This window comes from Bacillus sp. Bos-x628 (assembly GCF_040500475.1).
GTDB classification, from domain to species: Bacteria; Bacillota; Bacilli; order Bacillales; family Bacillaceae; genus Bacillus; species Bacillus maqinnsis.
In genome coordinates this window covers 781,455-804,716 of record NZ_CP159358.1, presented here as the reverse complement: position 1 = coordinate 804,716, position 23,262 = coordinate 781,455, and the positions used below count along the sequence as shown (strand labels likewise).

The 23,262-nt window shown below is 40.6% G+C and carries 25 protein-coding genes; all 25 read left to right on the top strand.

What is annotated here, in order from left to right; translation table 11 throughout:
- Positions 1-2 precede the first annotated feature (2 nt).
- Positions 3-365: a response regulator gene (locus ABVJ71_RS04200; protein WP_353855747.1), complete on the top strand. Its 363-nt coding sequence runs from the start codon at positions 3-5 to the stop codon at positions 363-365.
- Positions 366-420: 55 nt separating this feature from the next.
- The gene (fliZ, locus tag ABVJ71_RS04195; RefSeq protein ID WP_353856553.1) at positions 421-1,038 is read left to right on the top strand and encodes a flagella biosynthesis regulatory protein FliZ; all 618 of its coding nucleotides are present in this window, start codon (positions 421-423) and stop codon (positions 1,036-1,038) included.
- A complete protein-coding gene (gene fliP, locus ABVJ71_RS04190) occupies positions 1,035-1,700 on the top strand; it encodes a flagellar type III secretion system pore protein FliP (protein ID WP_353855746.1) in 666 nt (221 codons plus the stop codon). The genes fliZ and fliP overlap by 4 nt, the downstream gene beginning before the upstream one ends.
- Before the next feature lie 16 nt (positions 1,701-1,716).
- Positions 1,717-1,986, top strand: coding sequence for a flagellar biosynthesis protein FliQ (fliQ, locus tag ABVJ71_RS04185; RefSeq protein WP_003211206.1), 270 nt, complete (start codon positions 1,717-1,719; stop codon positions 1,984-1,986).
- Positions 1,987-1,989: 3 nt separating this feature from the next.
- A complete protein-coding gene (fliR, locus tag ABVJ71_RS04180; protein WP_353855745.1) occupies positions 1,990-2,772 on the top strand; it encodes a flagellar biosynthetic protein FliR in 783 nt (260 codons plus the stop codon).
- Positions 2,769-3,857, top strand: a complete 1,089-nt coding sequence (gene flhB, locus ABVJ71_RS04175; RefSeq protein WP_353855744.1) for a flagellar biosynthesis protein FlhB — start codon at positions 2,769-2,771, stop codon at positions 3,855-3,857. The genes fliR and flhB overlap by 4 nt, the downstream gene beginning before the upstream one ends.
- A 29-nt stretch (positions 3,858-3,886) precedes the next feature.
- Positions 3,887-5,923 (top strand): flagellar biosynthesis protein FlhA, encoded by a 2,037-nt coding sequence (flhA, locus tag ABVJ71_RS04170; RefSeq protein ID WP_353855743.1) that lies wholly within the window; start codon positions 3,887-3,889, stop codon positions 5,921-5,923.
- Positions 5,920-7,035, top strand: coding sequence for a flagellar biosynthesis protein FlhF (gene flhF / locus ABVJ71_RS04165; RefSeq protein WP_353855742.1), 1,116 nt, complete (start codon positions 5,920-5,922; stop codon positions 7,033-7,035). The genes flhA and flhF overlap by 4 nt, the downstream gene beginning before the upstream one ends.
- On the top strand, positions 7,032-7,937 hold the full coding sequence (locus tag ABVJ71_RS04160) for a MinD/ParA family protein (RefSeq protein WP_353855741.1): 906 nt from the start codon (positions 7,032-7,034) through the stop codon (positions 7,935-7,937). Before flhF ends, ABVJ71_RS04160 begins: the two co-directional genes overlap by 4 nt.
- Complete coding sequence (locus ABVJ71_RS04155; RefSeq protein WP_353855740.1) at positions 7,934-9,007, top strand: chemotaxis response regulator protein-glutamate methylesterase; 1,074 nt, start codon at positions 7,934-7,936, stop codon at positions 9,005-9,007. The genes ABVJ71_RS04160 and ABVJ71_RS04155 overlap by 4 nt, the downstream gene beginning before the upstream one ends.
- Before the next feature lie 5 nt (positions 9,008-9,012).
- The gene (locus ABVJ71_RS04150) at positions 9,013-11,043 is read left to right on the top strand and encodes a chemotaxis protein CheA (RefSeq protein WP_353855739.1); all 2,031 of its coding nucleotides are present in this window, start codon (positions 9,013-9,015) and stop codon (positions 11,041-11,043) included.
- 24 nt (positions 11,044-11,067) lie between these two features.
- Entirely contained in the window at positions 11,068-11,526 is a 459-nt protein-coding gene (locus ABVJ71_RS04145; RefSeq protein WP_353855738.1) for a chemotaxis protein CheW, read from the top strand.
- 12 nt (positions 11,527-11,538) lie between these two features.
- The gene (locus ABVJ71_RS04140; protein WP_353855737.1) at positions 11,539-12,165 is read left to right on the top strand and encodes a chemotaxis protein CheC; all 627 of its coding nucleotides are present in this window, start codon (positions 11,539-11,541) and stop codon (positions 12,163-12,165) included.
- Positions 12,165-12,665, top strand: coding sequence for a chemotaxis protein CheD (locus tag ABVJ71_RS04135; protein WP_353856552.1), 501 nt, complete (start codon positions 12,165-12,167; stop codon positions 12,663-12,665). The genes ABVJ71_RS04140 and ABVJ71_RS04135 overlap by 1 nt, the downstream gene beginning before the upstream one ends.
- A gap of 24 nt (positions 12,666-12,689) precedes the next feature.
- Complete coding sequence (locus ABVJ71_RS04130) at positions 12,690-13,457, top strand: FliA/WhiG family RNA polymerase sigma factor (protein ID WP_353855736.1); 768 nt, start codon at positions 12,690-12,692, stop codon at positions 13,455-13,457.
- A 22-nt stretch (positions 13,458-13,479) separates the two neighbouring features.
- Complete coding sequence (locus tag ABVJ71_RS04125) at positions 13,480-14,019, top strand: Swarming motility protein SwrB (RefSeq protein WP_353855735.1); 540 nt, start codon at positions 13,480-13,482, stop codon at positions 14,017-14,019.
- A gap of 154 nt (positions 14,020-14,173) precedes the next feature.
- A complete protein-coding gene (gene rpsB / locus ABVJ71_RS04120) occupies positions 14,174-14,908 on the top strand; it encodes a 30S ribosomal protein S2 (protein ID WP_353855734.1) in 735 nt (244 codons plus the stop codon).
- A 91-nt stretch (positions 14,909-14,999) separates the two neighbouring features.
- Complete coding sequence (gene tsf / locus ABVJ71_RS04115; protein ID WP_353855733.1) at positions 15,000-15,881, top strand: translation elongation factor Ts; 882 nt, start codon at positions 15,000-15,002, stop codon at positions 15,879-15,881.
- Between the two features lie 134 nt (positions 15,882-16,015).
- Complete coding sequence (gene pyrH / locus ABVJ71_RS04110; RefSeq protein ID WP_353855732.1) at positions 16,016-16,738, top strand: UMP kinase; 723 nt, start codon at positions 16,016-16,018, stop codon at positions 16,736-16,738.
- A 1-nt stretch (position 16,739) separates the two neighbouring features.
- Positions 16,740-17,297, top strand: a complete 558-nt coding sequence (gene frr / locus ABVJ71_RS04105) for a ribosome recycling factor (RefSeq protein ID WP_353855731.1) — start codon at positions 16,740-16,742, stop codon at positions 17,295-17,297.
- A gap of 129 nt (positions 17,298-17,426) precedes the next feature.
- Positions 17,427-18,209, top strand: a complete 783-nt coding sequence (locus ABVJ71_RS04100) for an isoprenyl transferase (protein WP_353855730.1) — start codon at positions 17,427-17,429, stop codon at positions 18,207-18,209.
- A gap of 12 nt (positions 18,210-18,221) precedes the next feature.
- The gene (locus ABVJ71_RS04095) at positions 18,222-19,016 is read left to right on the top strand and encodes a phosphatidate cytidylyltransferase (protein ID WP_353855729.1); all 795 of its coding nucleotides are present in this window, start codon (positions 18,222-18,224) and stop codon (positions 19,014-19,016) included.
- A 39-nt stretch (positions 19,017-19,055) separates the two neighbouring features.
- Entirely contained in the window at positions 19,056-20,207 is a 1,152-nt protein-coding gene (gene dxr, locus ABVJ71_RS04090) for a 1-deoxy-D-xylulose-5-phosphate reductoisomerase (protein ID WP_353855728.1), read from the top strand.
- A 6-nt stretch (positions 20,208-20,213) separates the two neighbouring features.
- Positions 20,214-21,479 (top strand): RIP metalloprotease RseP, encoded by a 1,266-nt coding sequence (rseP, locus tag ABVJ71_RS04085; RefSeq protein ID WP_353855727.1) that lies wholly within the window; start codon positions 20,214-20,216, stop codon positions 21,477-21,479.
- Positions 21,480-21,560: 81 nt separating this feature from the next.
- Positions 21,561-23,258 carry a proline--tRNA ligase gene (locus ABVJ71_RS04080; protein WP_353855726.1) on the top strand — a complete coding sequence of 566 codons (1,698 nt, stop codon included), beginning with the start codon at positions 21,561-21,563 and terminating at the stop codon, positions 23,256-23,258.
- The last annotated feature ends 4 nt before the right edge of the window (positions 23,259-23,262 follow it).

Below are 23,262 nucleotides of genomic sequence, written 5' to 3'. Positions count from 1 at the left end.
AAATGGCTATTAAGGTATTAATCGTAGATGATGCAGCTTTCATGAGAATGATGATTAAGGATATTCTTGTGAAAAACGGATTTGATGTAGTAGGAGAAGCAGAAAACGGCGCGCAAGCTGTTGAAAAATATAAAGAAATGTCCCCAGATCTTGTGACAATGGATATCACAATGCCTGAAATGGATGGTATTACAGCATTGAAAGAAATTAAACAAATCGATCCTTCTGCAAAGATCATCATGTGCTCTGCTATGGGGCAGCAGTCAATGGTTATTGATGCTATTCAAGCTGGTGCAAAAGACTTTATCGTGAAGCCGTTCCAAGCAGACCGTGTACTTGAAGCAATTAATAAAACGTTAGGCTAAAAAGGGGTAAGACTTGTTGAAAAAACGTTTGATATGTATAGCAATGATCAGTTTTATGCTTTTCTTGACGGTGCAGCCTGCCTCACTGTTCGCTGAAACGAAAGATCCTGAAAACGGCACAGTGAATGACTGGCTCAAAGAAGAGAAAGAGAGCAAAAAGGATACAGAAAAGAAAAACACTGACAATCAAACGAATCCGGCAGAAGAAGTTCCCTCTTCTTCTGTCTCCATTATGGATTTTGTCAAAATGATTGGTGCCTTACTTTTTGTCATCCTGCTTATTTATGGATTGGTGAGATTTGTTGGCAAGCAAAACCGCTTTCTCAAACCATTTCGCTATGTCGAAAATATTGGCGGAACCACGGTTGGCCAAAATCGTTCAGTTCAGCTCATTAAAGTAGGCAAAAGAGTATTAGTTGTCGGCGTAGCAGACTCAATCCAGCTGCTAAAAGAAATTGATGATGAACAAGAATGTGAAGAGATTGTGAAACAATACGAAGAAGCAATGGAAAGCAAGACCGATTTGCCCAAAATTGTTTCAAAATTCACTTCACAGGTGAAGGGAAATGAAAAGCCAATCACTTCTTCCTTTTCAGCCAATTTAAAGGCGCAGCTAGCCGAATTGAAAAAGAACCAATCAGAAGTCAGAAAGAAAGGCCCGAAACAAAAATGAATGAGTTTATCGATTTATTTAATTCCAGCAGTGCAGGGAATATTAGCACTTCTGTTCGTCTTCTTTTACTTTTGACCGTATTTTCAGTTGCACCAGGCATTCTCATTTTAATGACGTGCTTTACCCGGATCGTGATAGTTCTTTCGTTCGTCAGAACATCGCTTGCGACCAACTCAATGCCGCCGAACCAAGTACTCGTCGGGCTTGCTTTGTTTCTTACATTTTTTATTATGGCTCCAACGTTCTCGCAGATTAATAAGGAAGCTTTAACACCGCTTTTAAATGATGATATTACCTTAAATCAGGCGTATGAAAAAGCTGAAGTGCCCATAAAAGAGTTCATGAGTAAACATACGAGACAGAAAGATTTGGCTTTATTTCTTCATTACGCAAAAATGGATACACCTAAATCCATTAAAGAGATTCCATTAACGGCGATGGTCCCAGCTTTTGCTATTTCAGAATTGAAGACGGCCTTTCAAATTGGTTTTATGATCTTTATTCCATTTTTAATTATTGACATGGTGGTCGCAAGTGTCCTGATGTCAATGGGAATGATGATGCTTCCGCCGGTTATGATATCGCTCCCTTTCAAAATATTGTTATTTGTTTTAGTAGATGGATGGTATTTAATTGTTAAATCTTTGTTACAAAGTTTTTAGAGTAGGTGCTTAAAACATGAGTTCAGAATTTGTCATTACAATGGCTGAAAGATCAGTGTATGTTGTATTGCTTGTCAGTGGGCCGCTTCTTGCGCTCGCATTAATTGTGGGACTGATTGTCAGTGTGTTTCAGGCAACAACCCAAATTCAAGAACAGACGCTTGCGTTCATTCCTAAGATTGTTGCAGTTCTCATTGGACTTGTTGTGTTTGGTCCTTGGATGCTTTCAACAATTGTTTCTTTTACGACAGAGCTGTTCTCGAATTTAGATCGATTTGCAGGTTAATAGATGATGTCAATCATAGAATTATTCCCTGCTTTTCTCCTTGTTTTTATTCGGATTACCGCTTTTTTTGTGACAGTACCGCTTTTAGCGCATAGAACGATACCAGTGGTTCACCGGGTCGGGTTCTCGATCTTTTTGGCAGTCATTAGTTTTAGCACGATTAAAGAACCGCCTGCACTCGATATAGATGGCTTATATATGATGCTAGCTGTAAAAGAAGCAATGGTGGGACTTCTTCTTGGACTGATTGCGTATCTCATGGTTTCGGCAGTTCAAATTGCAGGTTCATTCATTGATTTTCAGATGGGCTTTGCGATTGCAAATATTATTGATCCGCAAACGGGTGCGCAAACACCGCTTATGGGACAGTTTTTTTATACGGTGACGCTTTTACTCATGCTAGCGACAAATGCACATCATCTTTTACTTGATGGCATTTATTACAGTTTTCAATATATTGCGCTTGATCAGTACGCACTGAATTTCGGGAGTGAATCCTTTGCTTATTTTATCGCAAAGAGCTTTAATCAAATGTTTATCATTGCCTTTCAAATTTCAGCACCTGTTGTGGCAAGTTTATTTTTAGTCGATCTTGCTTTAGGGATTGTGGCTCGTACAGTTCCACAAATGAATGTATTTGTTGTCGGGCTTCCTATTAAGATGGGTGTGAGTTTTATGATGATCATCATCTGTATGGGCGTTATATTCGGTGTTGTGCAAAATACATTTGACACCATTGTGCTCACTATGAGGAATTTCTTAGCATTGGTCGGTGGTTCGTCATGATGACAAGGCTCAGACTGGACTTGCAATTTTTCGCAGGTGAGAAAACGGAAAAAGCAACGCCTAAAAAAAGACGAGATTCACGCAAAAAAGGGCAAGTTGCCAAAAGTGCCGATGTCAACACAGCCATTTCACTTCTATTCACCTTTTTATCATTCTTTTTTATTGGGCCTTTTATGAAAGAGCGTATCATTGCGCTCATTGAACGTTTTTATTCAACAACGATGCTAATGAAGGTTAGCATAACTAATATTCAACAATTATTCATAGAATTGCTTCAAGAAACAGGCCTCCTTCTCATGCCGATTCTTGGTGTTGGTTTGCTGGCAGGTGTAATCAGTAACTATTTGCAAGTAGGGTTTCTCTTTTCGACAGAAGTCATTCAACCGAAATTAGAAAAGCTTGATCCCATTAAAGGATTTAAACGAATATACAGTATTCGAGCACTCGTAGAGCTATTAAAATCCATTTTAAAAATTGGCTTTGTTGGCTTTGTGACATTTTTAGCGCTTTGGATGCACTTTGACGAAATAATGCGGCTACCTCTATTAACTGCTGAGGAAACTCTTCATTTTGTCGCCAATATGACCTTAACGATGGGCTTATATGCAGCGGGTGCACTTCTCATCCTAGCAGGGCTTGATTACATGTATCAGAAATTTGATTACGAAAAAAACTTACGGATGTCAAAACAAGACATCAAAGATGAATATAAAAAATCAGAGGGTGACCCGCTCATTAAATCAAAAATGAAACAGCGCCAGCGGGAAATGGCCATGAGGCGGATGATGCAGGAAGTCCCAAAAGCGGACGTCATCATTACAAACCCGACCCACTATGCAATTGCCCTTAAATATGACGAAGAAAAAATGGACGCGCCTTTTGTTGTGGCAAAAGGAACAGATATTTTGGCTTTAAAAATTAGAACCATTGCAAAAGAGCACAATGTCATGACCATAGAGAATCGGCCGCTTGCCCGTGCGCTATACGATCAAGTCGATATCGACCAAGCGGTGCCGGAAGAATACTTTAAGGCGATCGCAGAAATTTTAGCTTACGTATATAAAACGAAACAAAAGATTTTATGAATTTTTGGTTTTAAAAGGAGAGAACAGGCATGGCAGCAAGAGATTTATCTGTTTTATTCAGTGTTATTTTAATCGTGGCGATGCTGGTCATACCGTTTCCGCCCATTCTATTAAGTATTTTAATCATTATTAATATTTCTCTTGCGCTTATCGTGCTTCTCACCACAATGAACATGCAAGAACCGCTGCAATTTTCGATTTTTCCATCATTGCTTTTACTCTTAACACTATTTCGTTTAGGGCTTAACATCTCAACAACACGTTCTATCTTGTCAACAGGAGATGCTGGAAAGGTTGTAGAAACGTTTGGTTCATTTGTTGTTGGGGGAAATATACTCGTTGGTCTCGTCGTGTTCTTTATACTGATCATCATTCAGTTTATTGTCATTACAAAAGGAGCCGAGCGTGTATCAGAAGTTGCTGCAAGGTTTACGCTTGATGCGATGCCAGGTAAACAAATGAGTATTGATGCAGATTTAAATGCAGGGATGCTGACAGAGAGCGAAGCAAGAACTCGTCGTGAAAAAGTAGCGAGAGAGGCAGATTTTTATGGTGCAATGGATGGTGCAAGTAAGTTCGTCAAAGGGGATGCCATCGCTGGTATTATCATCGTCATTATCAATATTATTTTTGGAATCATTATTGGCATGCTTCAGCAAGGAATGTCGATTCAAGAATCCGCTTCCCACTTCACGCTTTTAACGGTAGGGGATGGAATCGTTTCACAAATTCCTGCACTCCTCATTTCAACAGCGACAGGGATTGTTGTCACAAGAGCTGCCTCTAACGGAAACCTTGGTTCAGATATCACTAAACAGCTCTTTGCTTTCCCGGCTATGCTTTACGTCACAGCAGGCACGATCTTCCTTCTTGGTTTGTTTACTCCTATTGGCATACTTTTGACAGGACCGATTGCAGGTTTACTCGCACTCGGGGCATACATGATGTCGAAAAACAAACAAGATCAAGAAGAGATCGAAGAAGTACTTGAGGAACAAGCAGAGGTAGAAGAGATGAAAAGTCCAGAGAGTGTCATTCATCTCCTACAAATGGATGCCATTGAATTTGAATTTGGTTACGGACTGATCCCGCTTGCTGATGCGAATCAGGGCGGTGATCTTTTAGATCGAATCGTGATGATCCGAAGGCAGCTTGCTCTCGAATTAGGTCTTGTCATTCCGGTTGTGCGAATTAGAGACAACATTGCTCTTAACCCAAATGAATACCGGTTAAAAATTAAAGGAAATGAAGTGGCAAAGGGTGAGTTGTTGCTCGATCATTATTTAGCGATGTCACCAACTCCTGATGATGACCCAATTGAAGGAATCGAAACAATCGAACCATCATTTGGTTTACCGGCAAAATGGATATCAGAATCAGAAAAAGATCAAGCCGAAATGCTTGGCTATACAGTGGTTGATCCTGCATCTGTTGTGTCTACTCACATCACAGAGAAGATCAGGCAGAATACACACGAACTGTTAGGCCGCCAAGAAACAAAGCAATTAATTGATCATTTAAAAGAAAGTTATCCTGTGCTGGTAGATGAAGTGACACCAAACCCGCTTGCAGTCGGCGACATCCAAAAAGTGCTTGCGAAGCTGCTTAAAGAGAAGGTATCTATTCGAAACCTTGTCACCATTTTTGAGACTCTCGCAGACTATGGGAAATTAACTACTGACACAGATTTATTAACAGAGTATGTCAGACAGGCACTGGCAAGGCAGATTACTGCACAATACGCAAAGGAGAATGAGTCATTGAAAGTCGTTACTTGCTCAGGACGAGTGGAAAAGGTCATTGCAGACAGCGTTCAGCAAACAGAGCATGGAAACTACTTATCATTAGACCCAGAATCCTCTGAAAGTGTGATTCAATCGGTGGCTAGAGAAATTGAACAGTTTTCGCTTCGCCAAGAAACGCCGGTTCTTTTATGCTCACCTCCTATTAGAATGTACGTCAAGCAATTGTTAGAAAGATTTTTCCCTGATTTACCGGTACTATCATATAACGAACTAGAAGCAAATGTGGAAGTACAGAGCATCGGAGTGGTGGATATCACATGAAAATGAAAAAAATTACAGCGAATTCTATGCAAGAGGCAACCAACTTAATCCGGCAACAGCTAGGAAAAGATGCCGTTATTTTAAACTCGAAAACAGTTGTCAAACGCAAGCTATTTGGATTAAAAAAACAGCAAATGGTAGAAGTGATTGCGGTGCTTGATCAAGATTTTGAAGAAAGAGCAAACCAAGGGTTGAAGCAAATGCCTTTAGCTCCGGCTTTGCCGAAGAAAGAACTGATCACAGAACAGGCGAAGCAAAAGACTCACGTAGCTAATGAAATCAAGACTGCTTTCCCAGCTACTCAGCCAATTGACTATACGCGAAATGAACGACATGTTGGCCTCCTGCCTGATTCTTTCATAGCAATTGATCAAAAGCTAAAAGATCAAGGTCTTGACGATGGGATTCGGGATCAATGTCTGAAAGGACTTTTAACAAGAGGTGCTGTCAAGGAAGACGAAATTGAAAAAGAACTTGAAAAGCTGCTAACTGATATGCTGCCAGCTAACACCTCTAATGAACCGACAATTCGCTTGAAATACATTGTTTTGTTCGGTTCAACTGGAGCAGGCAAAACAACAACGATTGCTAAGCTTGCAGCTAAAACAGCGATTCAGCACCAAAAGAAAATAGCCTTTATGACAACAGATACGTACCGAATCGCTGCGATCGAACAACTCAAAACATATGCAGAGCTACTGCAGGCACCGCTTGAGGTTTGCTATTCAAGAGAGGATTTTTTGAAAGCGCAGCAGACCCTTGAGGGATATGATCATATTTTCGTCGATACAGCCGGTCGTAATTTTAAAGAAGATGCGTATATCAAAGAGCTGATCGACATTATTCCATTTGACGAAAGCATTCAAAGTTTTCTAGTAATGAGTGCGACATCGAAGTATCAGGACATGAAAGCAATGGTGAAACGATTTGAACGTGTTCCAATTGATCAATTCATTTTCACGAAAGTGGATGAAACTGACGCGATGGGGACGATCTTTCAAATCATGGCAGATACACAAATTGGTCTTGGCTTTTTAGCAAATGGTCAAAATGTGCCTGAAGATATTCTAGAAAGCTCTCCCCTTGATTTAACAAGGATGGTACTAAAATGATGACACCCGACCAAGCGGAAGGTTTAAGAAGACTCGTTCAGCAAAGTCAAAAGATGGCACCAGCACCCTTGTCTTCAAGCGGACAGGCGAAAACCATTGCCATCATGAGTGGAAAAGGCGGCGTTGGTAAATCGAATTTGACGCTTAATATGGCATTGGCTATCGCCAAAGCAGGCAAACGGGTATTGGTTATTGATCTTGATATTGGGATGGGTAATATTGATATTTTACTAGGGAAAACGACGACAAACTCTATACTAGATGTTCTGTTAAGAAAGAGACCCTTTAAAACAGCCATCACAAAAGGAACCGAAAACTTTTATTACATTTCTGGTGGAAGCGGACTTGAACAGTTGTTTTCGTTAGATACAGATCAGTGGTCATTCTTTCTTAAGGAGATGGAACAGATGGTGCGTGAATTCGATTGTATATTCTTTGATATGGGTGCAGGATTATCAAAAGACCAACTGCCTTTTGTATTATCAGCAGGCGAAGTGGTGGTCGTCACTACTCCTGAACCGACGTCCATTATGGATGCATACAGTGCGATTAAACATCTAGCCATCAACCAATTTGAACAGTCTGTTCAAATCATTGTCAACCGGTGCAAAACGTCATCCGAAGGGTCTGAAACATACCGGAAACTAGCTGGAGTGGTATCGGCATATCTTCACAGAAAGCTCGTGTTTGCAGGTGCTGTACCAGATGATCCAGCTGTATCAAATGCAGTAGCTGAACAGATCCCTTTTTATATCAAGCAGCCGCATTCAAGACTAAGTAAAACCATTACATTGCTGGCAGATACACTTTATCATCAGCAGGTGAGAGAGGCACGGAGAGAGCAGCATACGTTTATAGATAAGTTGTCCTCTTTTTTTAAAAGGAGGAAGATGGACTCATGATTAAAGTGCTTGTAGTAGATGATTCGGCCTTTATGCGAAAGCTTATCAGTGATTTCCTGAATGCCGAGCAAGAAATAGAAGTCGTTGGAACGGCGCGCAATGGGGAAGATGCCTTAAAACGGATCAAGGAACTAAATCCAGATGTGGTCACATTAGATGTTGAAATGCCTGTTTTAAATGGGACAGAAGCATTAAAACAAATTCTGGCTGAACACGACCTTGCCGTCATTATGGTGTCAAGCCAGACAAAGCAAGGGAAAGATTTAACCATCCAATGCTTAGAAATCGGTGCGTTTGACTTTGTCACAAAGCCTTCAGGCAGTATTTCTCTTGATTTACACAAGGTACGAGGACAAATTGTAGAGCGGGTACTTGCAGCAGGGCTGTTAAGAAAGCGCAGTGAAGTCAAAGTCTCACCTAAGCCAGTCATCACACCGCCAAGTCCAATGACTGCCCCTCGCGTGCAAGAGATAAGAAGCGGGTCGCTCCGAAAGATTATCTCAATCGGAACTTCTACCGGGGGACCAAGGGCCCTTCAAAGAGTAGTGACAAAGCTCCCGAAGGACATTGAGGCACCTATTTTGATTGTGCAACATATGCCGGCAGGATTTACAGCATCACTTGCTACGAGGTTAGACCATTTATCACAAATTACAATTAAAGAAGCTGAAAATGGTGATATCGCTAAAAATGGGGTGGCCTACATAGCTCCTGGTGGAATGAATATGTCACTTCATGAACAGGGGACATCCTTAGTCATAAAACTGTCTCCAGAAGACACTGACAGCCGGCACAAACCTTCTGTTAACTATTTATTTGAATCCATCAGCAACATAAAAGGTTACGAGAAAATTGCTGTCATTATGACAGGAATGGGGAGTGACGGTACGGAAGGTGTTAAGAAAATGGTCGCAAGCGGTCATACAAAAGTCATTGCAGAAAAAGAAGAATCATGTGTTGTTTTTGGAATGCCTAAATCAGTCATTAAAGCAGGGCTTGCAAATGAAACAAGGCATGTGGATGACATCGCACATGCCATTATAAGCTCCATGAAAAAAGAGAGGGCGTGAACACGTTGGATGTAAACCAATACTTAGACATCTTTTTAGATGAAAGCAGAGAGCACTTACAAACTTGTAATGAAAAACTTCTTGAATTAGAAAAGAATCCTACTGACTTGCAGCTAGTGAATGATATATTCAGAGCGGCTCATACATTGAAAGGCATGAGCGCAACAATGGGCTTTGATGATATGGCCCAATTAACGCATCACTTAGAAAACATGTTTGATGCCATTCGTAACGAACAAATGGTTGTCACTCCTGAATCAATGGACACCATGTTTGAGGCGCTTGATCACCTTGACGCAATGGTTCAATCCATTGCAGAAGGCGGGGACGGAAAACGTGATGTTACAGAGATTAGTAAAAAGCTAGATGTGACAGGAAGCCATGCAGAGGTGGCACCAGCCGTTGAAGAAGCGGATACATCAGCACCAGCCGCTAACGACTTAAACTATAATGAATTTGAACGAACAGTTCTTGATGAAGCAAGAGAACAAGGTTTCAAATGCTATGAACTGATGGTTACATTAAGCGACGCATGCTTACTAAAAGCAGTTCGTGTATATATGATTTTTGAAAGACTGAATGAAGCAGGCGAGGTTGTCAAATCTGTCCCGAATGCAGAACTTTTAGAATCAGAAGATTTTGAATCTGAATTCAGCATTTCTTATTTATCAAAGCAGTCAATCGACGAAGTAAGAAAAATTGTGACTTCGATCTCCGAGGTTGAACACGTTGAGATCTCTGAAGTCCCTACTTTTAAAGAAACCGCACCGGCTGAGAAGAAAAAAGAAAAGCCTGAACAGAAAAAAGAAAAAAGTTCTGTACCAGCTTCAAAACTGCCAGCAAACGAAGCATCAAAGTCCAATGGCAGTCATGGTGCATCAGCTGGCGGTACGAAAACAATTCGTGTAAACATTGATCGACTCGATTCTTTAATGAACCTATTTGAAGAACTAGTCATTGATCGAGGGCGCTTAGAACAGATTGCAAAAGAGCTTGAAAACAATGAACTCACAGATACAGTTGAAAGAATGACGCGTATTTCCGGCGACCTACAGTCTATTATTTTAAACATGAGAATGGTGCCTGTAGAAACAGTGTTTAACCGATTCCCGCGCATGATCCGTCAATTGACAAAAGAGCTGAATAAGAAAATTGAGCTCATCATTGAAGGAGCTGAGACAGAGCTTGATCGAACAGTGATCGACGAGATAGGCGATCCGCTCTTACATTTACTCAGAAACAGCCTAGATCATGGGATTGAATCACCAGAAGAACGCGTGAAAAAAGGCAAGCCTGAAAAAGGAACTGTCTTATTAAAGGCTTATCATAGTGGTAACCACGTCTTTATTGAAGTAGAAGATGATGGCGGTGGAATTAACCGTAAAAAGGTTCTTGAAAAGGCACTAGAGCGTGGTGTGATTACAGAAAGAGAAGCGGAATCTCTTGAAGATCATCAAATCGATTCTCTTATCTTTGCTCCAGGATTCTCTACAGCCGATACGATTTCTGACATTTCAGGACGTGGTGTAGGGCTTGATGTAGTAAAGAACAAACTAGAATCATTAGGCGGTTCTGTGAGCATCAATTCAACAGAAGGACAAGGCTCTTTATTTTCTATCCAGTTACCATTGACTCTGTCAATTATTTCGGTCCTCCTTGTGAAACTTGAAGAAGAGACATTTGCGATTCCGATTTCTTCTATTATCGAAACGGCTGTGATTAAGAAAAGCGATATCCTTCAAACGCATGATCGGGAAGTCATTGATTTCCGCGGATTTATCGTACCAGTCGTGTATTTAAAGAAACAGTTCCACGTACCAAATGCGAAAGAATTAGAGGACGAACTGCACATCATCGTTGTCCGTAAAGGTGATAAACTAACAGCATTCGTTGTCGATTCATTTATCGGACAGCAAGAGGTTGTATTGAAATCATTAGGAGACTACCTGCCAAACGTATTTGCGATATCAGGCGCAACAATCTTAGGTGACGGTCAAGTTGCACTCATCGTTGACTGTAATGCACTAATTAAGTAAAAAACAATAGAGGAGCGGTCTGAAATGAGTACAGATATCAAAACTGGCGAAAAGATGATTGTGTTTGTCGTAAACAAAAAAGAATACGCTATTTCAGTATCAGAAGTAAAGTCCATTGAAAAGTGGCAGCAGCCGACAAGAATTCCCGGTGTTGCTCCATATATATGCGGTGTCATTAATCTGCGCGGTGTTGTCACCCCAGTCATTGATTTAAGAGTAAGACTTGGCGCAACTGATCATGAGATCACTGACGAAACAAGAATGATCATTGTATCTGTTGGTGAAATTGAAGTCGGTTGGATTGTTGATGAGGCAAATGATGTCATTACTGTTTATCAGGAAGAGGTAGAATCCTCTCCAGATTCTGAAAAAGATGGACAATCGTGGGTGACAGGGATTATTAAGCATGATCAGCGTCTATTTAATATCATTCATGCTGGTGCTGTTCTCGACAATAGTATCCAAGGTGCACCTGTTCATTAAGGGGGATGTGACATGAACATTTTCAGTGAAATGAGAGATGAGCAGCTAGATGTTTTAAGAGAAGTTGGGAATATAGGGGCAGGCCATGCAGCGTCTGCTCTTGCAAACCTATTAAATCGCAAAATAGATATGGCTGTTCCTTTTGTTAAAGTTCTCTCGTTTGAAGAATTAATGGATTTCTTTGGCGGGGCAGATCTTCCAGTTGCAAGCATCTTTCTTCGAATGGAAGGAGATTTATCCGGCTCGATCTATTTCATTATGCCTTTTGAGCAGGCTGAGCAATTTGTCAGAGAGCTTGTGCAAGAGCCAGCATTTGATATTGATACCATCCATGAACATGTGCTAGGAACATCAGCGCTGCACGAGTTAGGAAATATTTTAGCAGGCTCATATTTATCAGCCCTTGCCGATTTAACCAAGCTACAGCTTTATCCGAGTGTGCCTGATGTCACACTTGATATGTTTGGTGCTGTCATAAGTGAAGGCTTAATGCAGCTAAGTCCTCTCGGAGATCAGGCGATTGTCATTGATACATCTATATACGATGATCAAAATAAGCAAGAGCTGAAAGGAAATATGTTTTTATTACCAGACTTTGAATCGTTTGACAAGCTGTTCAAAGCATTAGGTAACCTATGATGAACGTGCAAACTCCGGCAGTTGTAAAGGTTGGTATTGCGGATGTTCAACTTGTGAAAACACCAGATCGAATTCGTACATCTGGTCTTGGTTCTTGCGTGGGACTTGTACTGTTTGATCAAGAGAAAAAACTAGCTGGTCTTGTTCACATCATGCTTCCAGATTCATCGCTTGCAAAAGGAAAGGTCGATAATTTGGCCAAGTATGCTGATACAGGTGTTAAGCATACAGTGGACTTGCTCTTAAAAGAAGGAGCACGCAAACATGCGCTAAAGGCGAAATTGGCAGGAGGCGCTGAGATGTTTAAATTTAAATCGACCAATGATCTGATGAGAATTGGACCTAGAAATGTATCAGCCGTTAAAAAACATCTGTCTCTTTATCATATCCCGATCATCAGTGAGGATACGGGCGGGAACAGCGGTCGTACGATTGAATTCGATCCGCTGACAACTGAATTAGAAATCCGCACTGTAAAGAAAGGCATTCAGAAGATATAACTAAGGAAGTATAGGGGGAGAAAGATGCAATCCTTAAATTACGAAGATCAGGCGCTATGGGCTAGGTGGAAAGAGTGGAAGGATCCGGCTGCTGGAGATGATCTTATACGCCGCTATATGCCGCTTGTCACATATCATGTTGGAAGAATTTCCATAGGTCTTCCAAAGTCAGTGCATAAAGAAGACTTGATGAGTCTAGGGATGCTCGGTTTATATGATGCTCTTGAAAAATTTGACCCTGGTAGAGATCTGAAGTTTGATACATATGCATCCTTCAGAATCCGCGGGGCGATCATCGACGGTCTTCGTAAAGAGGACTGGCTACCTCGTACATCAAGAGAAAAAACCAAAAAAGTAGAAGCGGCTATCGAAAAGCTTGAACAGCGTTACTTGCGTAATGTGACGCCAACTGAGGTTGCTGAGGAACTGGGCATAAGTGAGCAGGATGTTTTCACAACGATGAATGAGGGCTTCTTTGCAAATTTACTCTCTATTGATGAAAAATTGCACGATCAAGAAGACGGGGAAAACATCCAAGTCATGATCCGTGACGAGAAGTCTGTGACACCTGAAGAGAAAATGCTGAAAGATGAGTTAATTGAACAGCTTTCGGAAAAAATAACAGAGCTTTCGGAAAAGGAAAAGCTTGTGATTAGCCTTTTCTATAAAGAGGAATTGACATTAACGGAAATTGGTCAAGTGCTCAACTTATCAACCTCCCGCATTTCACAAATTCATTCAAAGGCATTGTTCAAGCTTAAACATTTGCTTGATAAAGCCATTCAATCCTAAAAGAGTTAGTGAGTGAAAAAATATGTTATGGCTGATTAGCTTTATGCTCCATGCTGCACTTATTTATTTTGTTATCATTTTATATACTAGAATGAATTCGCTTAAGGCGACTGAACAAAAGCAACGAGAGATTTTAGAAGAAACGGAAAACACCCTGGCTGCTTTCTTGATGGAAGTCAAAGAAGAAAACGACAAACTATCAAAAGTTGCGGCCTCTTCCCCTGATTCTTTTGCTGAAGAGCTGAAAACGGATCTTCAGACACCAAAGCAACCACAACCACAAACTGAATCCCAGCAATTGAAAGAAAGTGAAGATCCAGTTCCAGAGCACCTATCGGCTCTCTTAGACGTAGTAGAGGTGCAGGAAGAGAAGGTAAATGAACCCGTTCTAGGTAAAGAAGCAGCAAGCACCACATCTTCTGTTGATGAAAAAGAAGAAGCATTTCAAGATCAAGTGAAAGCACTATATGATCGCGGGATAACAATAGAAGAAATAGCAAAACAATTGAAGACTGGTAAGACAGAAATCGAGCTTTTATTAAAATTTAGCGGAAAGCTGTAAAGGATTGTTGATTGTCAGTTCATCATGTGTTATATTATTTCTTGGTGTTAAATACACACGCTTAATGATTCATATGAAGGTGCTGCCGTGTCGCAGTTTTATGTGGACATGACTTAAGCGGAGGAAAAAAACCATTATATTAGGAGGAAATAAAATGTCAGTTATTTCTATGAAGCAATTGTTAGAAGCTGGTGTTCACTTCGGTCACCAAACACGCCGTTGGAACCCAAAAATGAAGCGTTACATCTTTACAGAGCGTAACGGCATCTACATCATCGATCTTCAAAAAACGGTGAAAAAAGTAGAAGAAGCTTACAACTTCACAAAAAACCTTGCTGCTGACGGAGGAAAAATCCTTTTCGTTGGAACAAAAAAACAAGCACAAGATTCAGTAAAAGAAGAAGCAATCCGTTCTGGAATGTTCTATGTAAACCAGCGCTGGCTTGGTGGAACATTAACAAACTTTGAAACAATCCAAAAACGTATCAAGCGTTTGAAAGATATTGAAAAAATGCAAGAAAACGGCACATTCGAAGTTCTTCCAAAGAAAGAAGTCGTTCAATTGAAGAAAGAATTAGAGCGTCTTGAAAAATTCTTAGGTGGAATTAAAGACATGAAGAGTCTTCCAGATGCACTTTTCATTATCGATCCTCGTAAAGAGCGCATTGCAGTTGCAGAAGCTCGTAAGCTAAACATCCCAATCATCGGTATCGTTGACACGAACTGTGATCCTGACGAAATTGATGTTGTTATCCCTGCAAACGACGATGCAATTCGTGCTGTAAAATTGCTAACTGCAAAAATGGCAGATGCAATTCTTGAGTCTAAACAAGGCGAAGAAGAAGCTGTTGTAGAAGAAACGACAGAATCTGAAACAACAACTGCTTAACCTATTCAAAAGGTGATAAGAGGGAAATGCCTTTTATCACCTTTTTTTCACCTAGTAATCCGTGTTATGACATAGAAGGAGGAAATGTAAAATGGCAATTACTGCTCAATTAGTAAAAGAATTGCGCCAAAAAACTGGTGCAGGTATGATGGACTGCAAAAAAGCGTTAACAGAAACTGATGGTGACATCGAAAAAGCAATCGACCTTCTAAGAGAAAAAGGCATCGCAAAAGCTGCGAAAAAAGCAGACCGCATTGCTGCAGAAGGATTAACTTTAATCAAAACAGATGGCAATACAGGAGTGATCCTAGAAGTTAACTCTGAAACTGACTTTGTTGCGAAAAACGAAGGGTTCCAAACACTTCTTCATGAACTTGCTGATCATTTACTTGCTGCAAAACCTGCTACAATTGAAGAAGCTCATGCTTCTAAAATGGAGAACGGTTCAACAGTTGAAGAGCATATCACATCTGCAATTGCAAAGATCGGAGAGAAAATTACACTACGTCGTTTCTCTGTTGTCACAAAAGAAGATAACGCTGTATTCGGTTCTTACCTACACATGGGCGGTCGTATCGGTGTATTAGCAGTCCTTAACGGAACAACTGATGAAGAGCTTGCAAAAGACGTAGCAATGCACGTTGCTGCTATCAATCCAAAATATATTTCTCGTGACCAAGTGTCTGAAGAAGAAGCAAACCGTGAGCGTGAATTATTAACGCAGCAAGCGCTTCAAGAAGGAAAGCCTGAGAATATCGTTGCTAAAATGGTTGAAGGTCGTCTAAACAAATTCTTCGAAGAAATTTGCTTACTTGACCAACCTTTCGTTAAAAACCCAGATGAAAAAGTGAAACAAGTGGTAGGTGCGAAAAACGCAACTGTTCAAACTTATGTTCGCTATGAAGTGGGCGAAGGGATTGAGAAGCGTCAAGACAACTTTGCTGAAGAAGTAATGAGCCAAGTGAAAAAATAATGTTTGAAAAGCTCTCTGGGGCTTTTTGAGGGAGCACAAATACTGTGTTCCCTATTTTTTAGAGGATATTGATTTACAAAAGACCATTTCTTACGCATAATAAGAGACGGCATAGTTTACACTTGGAGGTTATCATGAGCAAACCGAAATATAAACGTATTGTACTGAAGCTAAGTGGCGAAGCACTAGCAGGTGAAGCTGGAAATGGAATTAACCCGACTGTCATTCAATCAATTGCAAAGCAAGTGAAAGAAATTGCAGAACTTGATGTTGAAGTTGCAGTAGTCGTAGGCGGAGGGAATCTTTGGCGCGGAAAGACAGGCAGTGACCTAGGAATGGACCGAGCAACTGCAGACTATATGGGGATGCTTGCAACAGTAATGAATTCACTAGCATTACAGGATAGTTTAGAGACACTTGGTATTCAGTCTAGAGTACAAACCTCTATCGAAATGAGACAGGTTGCAGAACCGTACATAAGAAGAAAAGCGATCCGTCACCTCGAGAAGAAACGTGTCGTCATTTTTGCTGCCGGTACTGGGAACCCATATTTCTCTACAGATACAACAGCAGCTCTACGTGCAGCAGAAATTGAAGCAGATGTCATTTTAATGGCGAAGAATAATGTAGACGGTGTTTACAGTGCTGATCCTCGTACAGATGCGGATGCAGTAAAATATGATAAGCTATCATATCTTGATGTGTTAAAAGAAGGGCTTGCTGTAATGGATTCTACTGCGTCCTCATTATGTATGGATAATGACATTCCATTAATCGTGTTCTCAATTATGGAAGAAGGAAATATTAAACGTGCCGTAAATGGTGAATCAATCGGAACGATCGTGAGGGGGAAATAACGTGTCAAAAGAAGTGTTAAGCCAAGCGAAAGAGAAAATGGAAAAAGCAGTTACAGCATTCGGGCGTGAACTAGCAACAGTTCGAGCTGGGAGAGCAAATGCTTCATTATTAGATAAAGTCACAGTTGAATATTACGGTGCACAAACACCGCTTAATCAAATCGCATCTATTACAGTGCCAGAAGCACGTATGCTGATTGTCACACCTTACGATAAAACAGCGATCGGTGATATTGAAAAAGCGATCCAAAAGTCTGATCTTGGGATTACGCCAACAAGTGATGGGAATGTGATCCGTATTGCCATTCCTGCGTTAACTGAAGAAAGACGTAAAGAGCTTGTGAAAGTTGTGAAAAAATACTCAGAAGAAGCAAAAGTAGCTGTTCGCAATATTCGTCGTGATGCAAACGATGACTTGAAAAAGCTTGAGAAAAACGGTGAGATCACAGAAGATGAATTAAGGTCATCTACAGAGGATGTACAAAAATTGACAGATGAATATGTGGCTAAAATTGACGACGTGACGAAAGACAAAGAAAAAGAAATCATGGAAGTTTAAGAAAAAACTATGTACAATAGATAATAGTGAAAAGACCCTCTTCATGTTTACAGGGGGTTTTTTTGTTAATACTGTTGATGACTATATTATTAGCGGGAACGCAACCTTTTTGGGTGATGGAGGAATCTCATGCTCAATATACTCAAAAATTGGAAGAATCAGCAAACAGCTACTTCCAACTTAGAAAGCTTGACAAAAGAAGACATATTAAATGGAGAAATTCCTGAACATATCGCTATTATCATGGATGGGAATGGAAGATGGGCTAAAAAACGTGCACTTCCTCGGGTAGCAGGACATCATGAAGGGATGAAAGTCGTCAAGCGCATGACAAAGCTTGCAAATGAGCTGAATGTCAAAGTGTTGACTTTGTATGCTTTCTCTACAGAAAATTGGAAACGACCAAAACTAGAAGTAGACTTTTTAATGAAGCTACCCGAAGAATTTTTGAACATCTACCTGCCTGAACTCATTGAGGAAAATGTCCGTGTGCGTTTAACAGGTGATCCAGACGGTCTCCCGCCGCATACAAAAAAAGCGGTAGAGAACGCAGTAAAAAGTACGGCAAATAATAAAGGACTCGTACTGAACTTTGCGCTCAATTACGGAGGACGTACAGAAATCGTCACAGCATGCAGACAAATTTCTGAAAAAGTCAAAGAAGGTAAGCTTAGAGCAGAGGACATCACAGAAGAAATGTTTTCAGCTTATTTAATGACAGAATCTCTTCAAGATCCGGATTTGCTTATTCGCACAAGTGGAGAAATTAGATTAAGCAACTTTATGCTTTGGCAAATTGCGTACAGCGAGTTTGTCTTTACGGATGTGCTTTGGCCTGACTTTTCTGATGAGCATCTCATAGGCGCTATCGGAGAATACCAGCGCCGTGGCCGGAGGTTCGGTGGAATTTAGAGGGTGGTGCAGATGAAACAAAGAATTTTGACGGGTGTTTTGGCAGCGGCGCTATTTTTATTAGCTGTGATTTATGGACAAATGCCATTTACCCTACTGATTTATTTAATGGGAAGTGTCGCTCTCTTTGAGCTTTTGAGAATGAAAAAGATTTCTATTTTCAGCTTTCCTGGTGTCGTCAGCTTAGTATTGCTTTGGCTTTTAATGGGCGGAGAGAATAGCTTCTTTACAAACGTGGACGCATCGAAAATGCAGATTGCTTTATTTGCAATCTTAATTCTTTTAACGTATACAGTACTGAGCAAGAACTCTTTCACATTCGATGAGGTTGCTTTTGTTGTATTAGCCACACTATATATTGGCGTCAGCTTTTATTATTTTATTCAAATCAGAGGTTTATACGGCATGAGTGCGATTTTCTTCGCAGCGGTGATTATTTGGTCCACCGACTCAGGAGCCTATTTCATTGGGAAGTCACTGGGGAAACGAAAACTTTGGCCGGAGATTAGCCCTAACAAAACAGTAGAAGGATTTATTGGCGGAATCGTCACAGCGGTCGTGTTATCACTTGTGTTTCAGGCGATTACAGGGTTTTTGCCATCATATGTGCTAGTTATGTTTATTACCCTTTTGCTCAGCATTTTTGGACAGCTTGGCGACCTTGTGGAATCTGCTTTAAAGCGTCATTATGATGTAAAGGATTCAGGGCACATACTCCCAGGACATGGCGGGATTTTGGACAGGTTTGACAGCTTTTTATTCGTTCTGCCGTTTTTATATTTATTGCTGGTCACTTTTGCCGGCTAACCGAATAGAAACAAACTGAACGAGAAAAGGAGTGGCAATTTGAAATATATTTCGCTATTAGGCGCAACAGGATCAATTGGAGAACAAACATTAGATGTGATCAAGCAGCATCCGAACGAATTTCATCTGAAAGCGATGACGTTTGGCAGAAATGTAGACAAGGCCATTCCAATCATTGAACACTTTCAGCCTGAATTCGTCGGATGTATAGACGAGGATACATATCACACGCTAAAAGAGCATTCATTTTCATATAAGGTCAAGATGGCCATAGGTGATGAAGCCAACACGTTGGCGGCAACCTATGATTCAGTCGACGTCGTTGTCAATGCACTTGTAGGAAGTGTCGGGCTTGTCCCAACGTTGAAGGCAATGGAACAAAAAAAGACGATTGCACTCGCAAATAAGGAAACTCTCGTAACAGCTGGTCATATAGTGAAAGAGTACGCAAACAAATATGATGTGCCTTTACTTCCTGTCGACAGTGAACACTCCGCTATTTTTCAATGCCTTCAAGGTGAACAAGCCAAAAACATAGAGCGTCTAATCGTGACGGCATCAGGTGGTAGCTTCCGAGATAAAAAGCGAACTGAACTTGAAGGCGTTACTGTTGAAGAGGCACTGAATCACCCGAACTGGTCAATGGGAGCAAAAATTACAATTGATTCAGCTACAATGATGAATAAGGGGCTTGAAGTCATAGAGGCACATTGGTTGTTTGATATACCGTATGATCGAATAGATGTGCTGTTACATAAAGAGAGCATTATTCATTCCATGGTTGAATTTCATGATAAAAGCGTGATGGCTCAGTTAGGCACACCTGATATGAGAGTTCCCATTCAATATGCGCTCACATACCCTGACAGAGCGCCATTAAAGGAAGCCAAATCATTGAACCTTTGGGAGATTGGACAATTAAATTTCCAAAAAGCGGATTTTGACAGGTATCGTTGCTTACATTTTGCTTATGAATCAGGTAAAATAGGGGGGACAATGCCTGCCGTGCTGAATGCGGCAAATGAAGTCGCAGTTGATGCGTTTTTAAAAGGCAATGTCACGTTCTTGCAAATAGAAGAACTGATTGAAAAGGCACTGATCAGACACCATGTGATTTCAAAGCCTAGTTTGCAAGAAATCCATGAAGTGGACAAAGATACACGAGACTTTGTTCAATCAATCCTCACATAAGGTGGTATGTTCGTGAATACAGTGATTGCGTTTATTATTATTTTTGGAACGCTCGTTTTTTTCCACGAGCTTGGCCATTTAATTATGGCGCAGCGCGCAGGCATTTTGTGCCGCGAGTTCGCAATTGGTTTTGGACCGAAGATTTTTTCCTTTAAACGAAAAGAAACCGTTTATACCATTAGGCTTCTGCCAATCGGTGGATTTGTCAAAATGGCTGGAGAGGATCCTGAAGTTATTGAAATTAAACCAGGTCATACAGTGGGGCTCTTATTTAATGAGCAAAATGAAGTAGAAAAAATCATTTTAAATAATAAAGAGAAATACCCTGATGCTCTAGTCATTGAAGTTGAGCAAATTGATTTAGATCATGCCATGAGAATCTCAGGGTATGAAGCTGGAAAAGAAGACATATTGACAGGCTACAATGTGAGTCAAACAAGCTTCTATATTGCAGATGGTGAAGAAATTCAAATTGCCCCATATAATCGTCAATTCGGTTCAAAAACAGTATGGCAGCGTATTAAAGCCATCGCTGCTGGGCCGATCATGAACTTTATCTTGGCATACGTGATTTTAGTTGCTCTTGGATTTATTCAAGGTGTGACGGTGGATGAACCTGTACTCGGAAAACTGACGCAAGATGGTCGTGCGGCAAAGGCTGGGCTCATGGAGGGCGATCATATTGCTTCGATTAACGGGGATAAAATGAATTCTTGGACAGAGATCGTTCAAACCGTTCAAAAGAACCCTGAGAAAAAAATAAATGTCGTCATTGACCGAAATGGCAAAGAAAGTACTGTACAAGTTGTACCAGAAGCAGTGAAGACAGAAGGAAAGACTATTGGCCGTTTTGGATCGTATCCGCCAACGGAAAATGGATTCTTGAAAGTCATCTCATCTTCAGGAATGACTGTTGTATCCACTGCTGGTCTCATTTTAACGAACTTGCAAAAAATTGTCACAGGACAATTTTCACTTGATATGCTATCGGGTCCTGTCGGTATATATGACATGACAGGCGAAGTTGCCAAACAAGGAGCATTAACATTAATGCAGTTTGCTGCTTTCCTTAGTATCAACTTAGGGATCGTGAACTTATTACCAATCCCGGCATTAGATGGAGGACGGTTATTGTTCCTATTCGTCGAAGCTATTCGCGGCAAACCAATGAATCGTGAGAAAGAGGCACTTGTTGTATTTATTGGTGTAGCTTTCCTCATGCTGTTAATGCTTGTCGTCACGTGGAATGACATCCAGCGATTATTTTTATAAAACCAACGTCTCTTGTTTCTCTTAATGGGAAACAAGCGTTTTTATGAGAAGTCCTATATAATAAATTGAGGTGTAATGAACATGAGACAATCCCTGACTTTAATTCCAACTCTTCGAGAGGTGCCAGCAGATGCAGAGGCGAAAAGTCATCAGCTCTTATTAAGAGCTGGATTCATCAGGCAAAATACAAGCGGAATCTATCATTATTTGCCACTCGCTCATAAAGTGATTCAGCATATTCAAGCTATCGTTCGCAAAGAAATGGAAAAGATAGGAGCAGCAGAACTGTTAATGCCAGTTCTGCAACAGGCTGAAATGTGGCAAGAGTCAGGAAGATGGCATACATACGGTCCAGAACTCATGCGTATGAAAGATCGTCATGGTCGTGAATTTGCACTCGGTCCGACACACGAAGAAGTAATCACATCACTTGTACGTAGTGAAGTGAAATCGTATAAGAAGCTACCTTTGACACTTTACCAAATTCAATCAAAATTCCGCGATGAACAAAGACCACGCTTTGGCTTATTACGTGGACGTGAATTCATTATGAAGGATGCTTACTCATTTCATGCAACATCAGAAAGCCTTGATGAAACATACGATAAAATGTTTACAGCTTACGCCAATATTTTCTCAAAAGTTGGTCTTAATTTTAGACCGGTTATTGCAGATTCTGGTGCAATGGGAGGAAAAGACACACATGAATTTATGGCGCTTTCAGAAGTAGGAGAAGATACGATCGCTTATTCCGACACTTCATCATATGCAGCCAATATAGAAATGGCAGAAGCTGTATTTAAAGGAGAAGAAGCAAATCCTGCGGACTTTAAAGAGCTTAAGAAAGTACACACGCCAAACGTGAAGACGATTCAAGAAGTATCTGCTTTCCTAGAAGTAGAACCTTCCGCATGTATCAAATCTGTATTATTTAAAGCAGACGAAGCGTATGTTCTTGTACTGACAAGAGGCGATCATGAAGTCAATGATGTGAAATTGAAGAATGTAGTTGGCGCACAGCTTGTAGAGCTTGCTTCACGTGAAGAAGTGCTTGAAGTTATTGGAACAGAACCTGGTTTTATTGGACCTGTTCAGCTAGATGCGAAGGTTGATATTTATGCTGATTTAGCTGTAAAAGGCATAACAAATGCAGTAGCAGGTGCAAACGAAGCAGATTATCATTATGTAAATGTAAATCCTGCTCGTGATGTGGCAATAAAAGAATATGCAGATCTTCGCTTTATTCAAGAAGGAGATGTATCTCCAGATGGTGAAGGCATCATTCAATTTGCAAAAGGAATTGAAGTAGGACAAGTCTTTAAACTAGGAACACGCTATTCTGAGTCAATGGATGCGACTTTTCTTGATGAGAATGGCAGAACGCAGCCAATGCTGATGGGCTGCTATGGTATTGGTATTTCCAGAACACTTTCTGCCATCGTCGAACAGCATCATGATGATAAAGGGATTATTTGGCCAAAAGCAGTTGCTCCTTATGACCTTCATCTGCTGGCGTTAAATATGAAAAATGATGCACAAAAAGAACTTGCTGAAACATTATACGAGCGCTTAGAAGAGGAAGGCTTTGATGTGCTATTCGATGATCGCACGGAGCGCGCAGGCGTTAAATTTGCAGACAGTGATTTAATTGGATTACCAATTCGCATTAGTTGCGGAAAACGTTCAGAAGAAGGCGTTGTGGAAGTGAAATTTAGAAAATCAGGTGAAACACATGAAGTATCAGTTGATGAGCTGATTTCATTTATTCGTCACGCATAGAGGT

Excerpts from the sequence above, each read along its gene's own strand:
- ABVJ71_RS04135 (WP_353856552.1), top strand. The coding sequence starts at position 12,165 with ATGAACGTGCAAACTCCGGCAGTTGTAAAGGTTGGTATTGCGGATGTT.
- ABVJ71_RS04125 (WP_353855735.1), top strand. The coding sequence starts at position 13,480 with ATGTTATGGCTGATTAGCTTTATGCTCCATGCTGCACTTATTTATTTT.
- ABVJ71_RS04080 (WP_353855726.1), top strand. The coding sequence starts at position 21,561 with ATGAGACAATCCCTGACTTTAATTCCAACTCTTCGAGAGGTGCCAGCA.
- ABVJ71_RS04130 (WP_353855736.1), top strand. The coding sequence starts at position 12,690 with ATGCAATCCTTAAATTACGAAGATCAGGCGCTATGGGCTAGGTGGAAA.
- ABVJ71_RS04160 (WP_353855741.1), top strand. The coding sequence starts at position 7,032 with ATGATGACACCCGACCAAGCGGAAGGTTTAAGAAGACTCGTTCAGCAA.
- flhB (WP_353855744.1), top strand. The coding sequence starts at position 2,769 with ATGATGACAAGGCTCAGACTGGACTTGCAATTTTTCGCAGGTGAGAAA.
- ABVJ71_RS04145 (WP_353855738.1), top strand. The coding sequence starts at position 11,068 with ATGAGTACAGATATCAAAACTGGCGAAAAGATGATTGTGTTTGTCGTA.
- ABVJ71_RS04095 (WP_353855729.1), top strand. The coding sequence starts at position 18,222 with ATGAAACAAAGAATTTTGACGGGTGTTTTGGCAGCGGCGCTATTTTTA.
- tsf (WP_353855733.1), top strand. The coding sequence starts at position 15,000 with ATGGCAATTACTGCTCAATTAGTAAAAGAATTGCGCCAAAAAACTGGT.
- fliZ (WP_353856553.1), top strand. The coding sequence starts at position 421 with ATGCTTTTCTTGACGGTGCAGCCTGCCTCACTGTTCGCTGAAACGAAA.
- fliQ (WP_003211206.1), top strand. The coding sequence starts at position 1,717 with ATGAGTTCAGAATTTGTCATTACAATGGCTGAAAGATCAGTGTATGTT.
- pyrH (WP_353855732.1), top strand. The coding sequence starts at position 16,016 with ATGAGCAAACCGAAATATAAACGTATTGTACTGAAGCTAAGTGGCGAA.
- ABVJ71_RS04155 (WP_353855740.1), top strand. The coding sequence starts at position 7,934 with ATGATTAAAGTGCTTGTAGTAGATGATTCGGCCTTTATGCGAAAGCTT.
- rpsB (WP_353855734.1), top strand. The coding sequence starts at position 14,174 with ATGTCAGTTATTTCTATGAAGCAATTGTTAGAAGCTGGTGTTCACTTC.
- fliR (WP_353855745.1), top strand. The coding sequence starts at position 1,990 with ATGATGTCAATCATAGAATTATTCCCTGCTTTTCTCCTTGTTTTTATT.
- fliP (WP_353855746.1), top strand. The coding sequence starts at position 1,035 with ATGAATGAGTTTATCGATTTATTTAATTCCAGCAGTGCAGGGAATATT.
- ABVJ71_RS04200 (WP_353855747.1), top strand. The coding sequence starts at position 3 with ATGGCTATTAAGGTATTAATCGTAGATGATGCAGCTTTCATGAGAATG.
- flhF (WP_353855742.1), top strand. The coding sequence starts at position 5,920 with ATGAAAATGAAAAAAATTACAGCGAATTCTATGCAAGAGGCAACCAAC.
- ABVJ71_RS04140 (WP_353855737.1), top strand. The coding sequence starts at position 11,539 with ATGAACATTTTCAGTGAAATGAGAGATGAGCAGCTAGATGTTTTAAGA.
- rseP (WP_353855727.1), top strand. The coding sequence starts at position 20,214 with ATGTTCGTGAATACAGTGATTGCGTTTATTATTATTTTTGGAACGCTC.
- flhA (WP_353855743.1), top strand. The coding sequence starts at position 3,887 with ATGGCAGCAAGAGATTTATCTGTTTTATTCAGTGTTATTTTAATCGTG.
- ABVJ71_RS04100 (WP_353855730.1), top strand. The coding sequence starts at position 17,427 with ATGCTCAATATACTCAAAAATTGGAAGAATCAGCAAACAGCTACTTCC.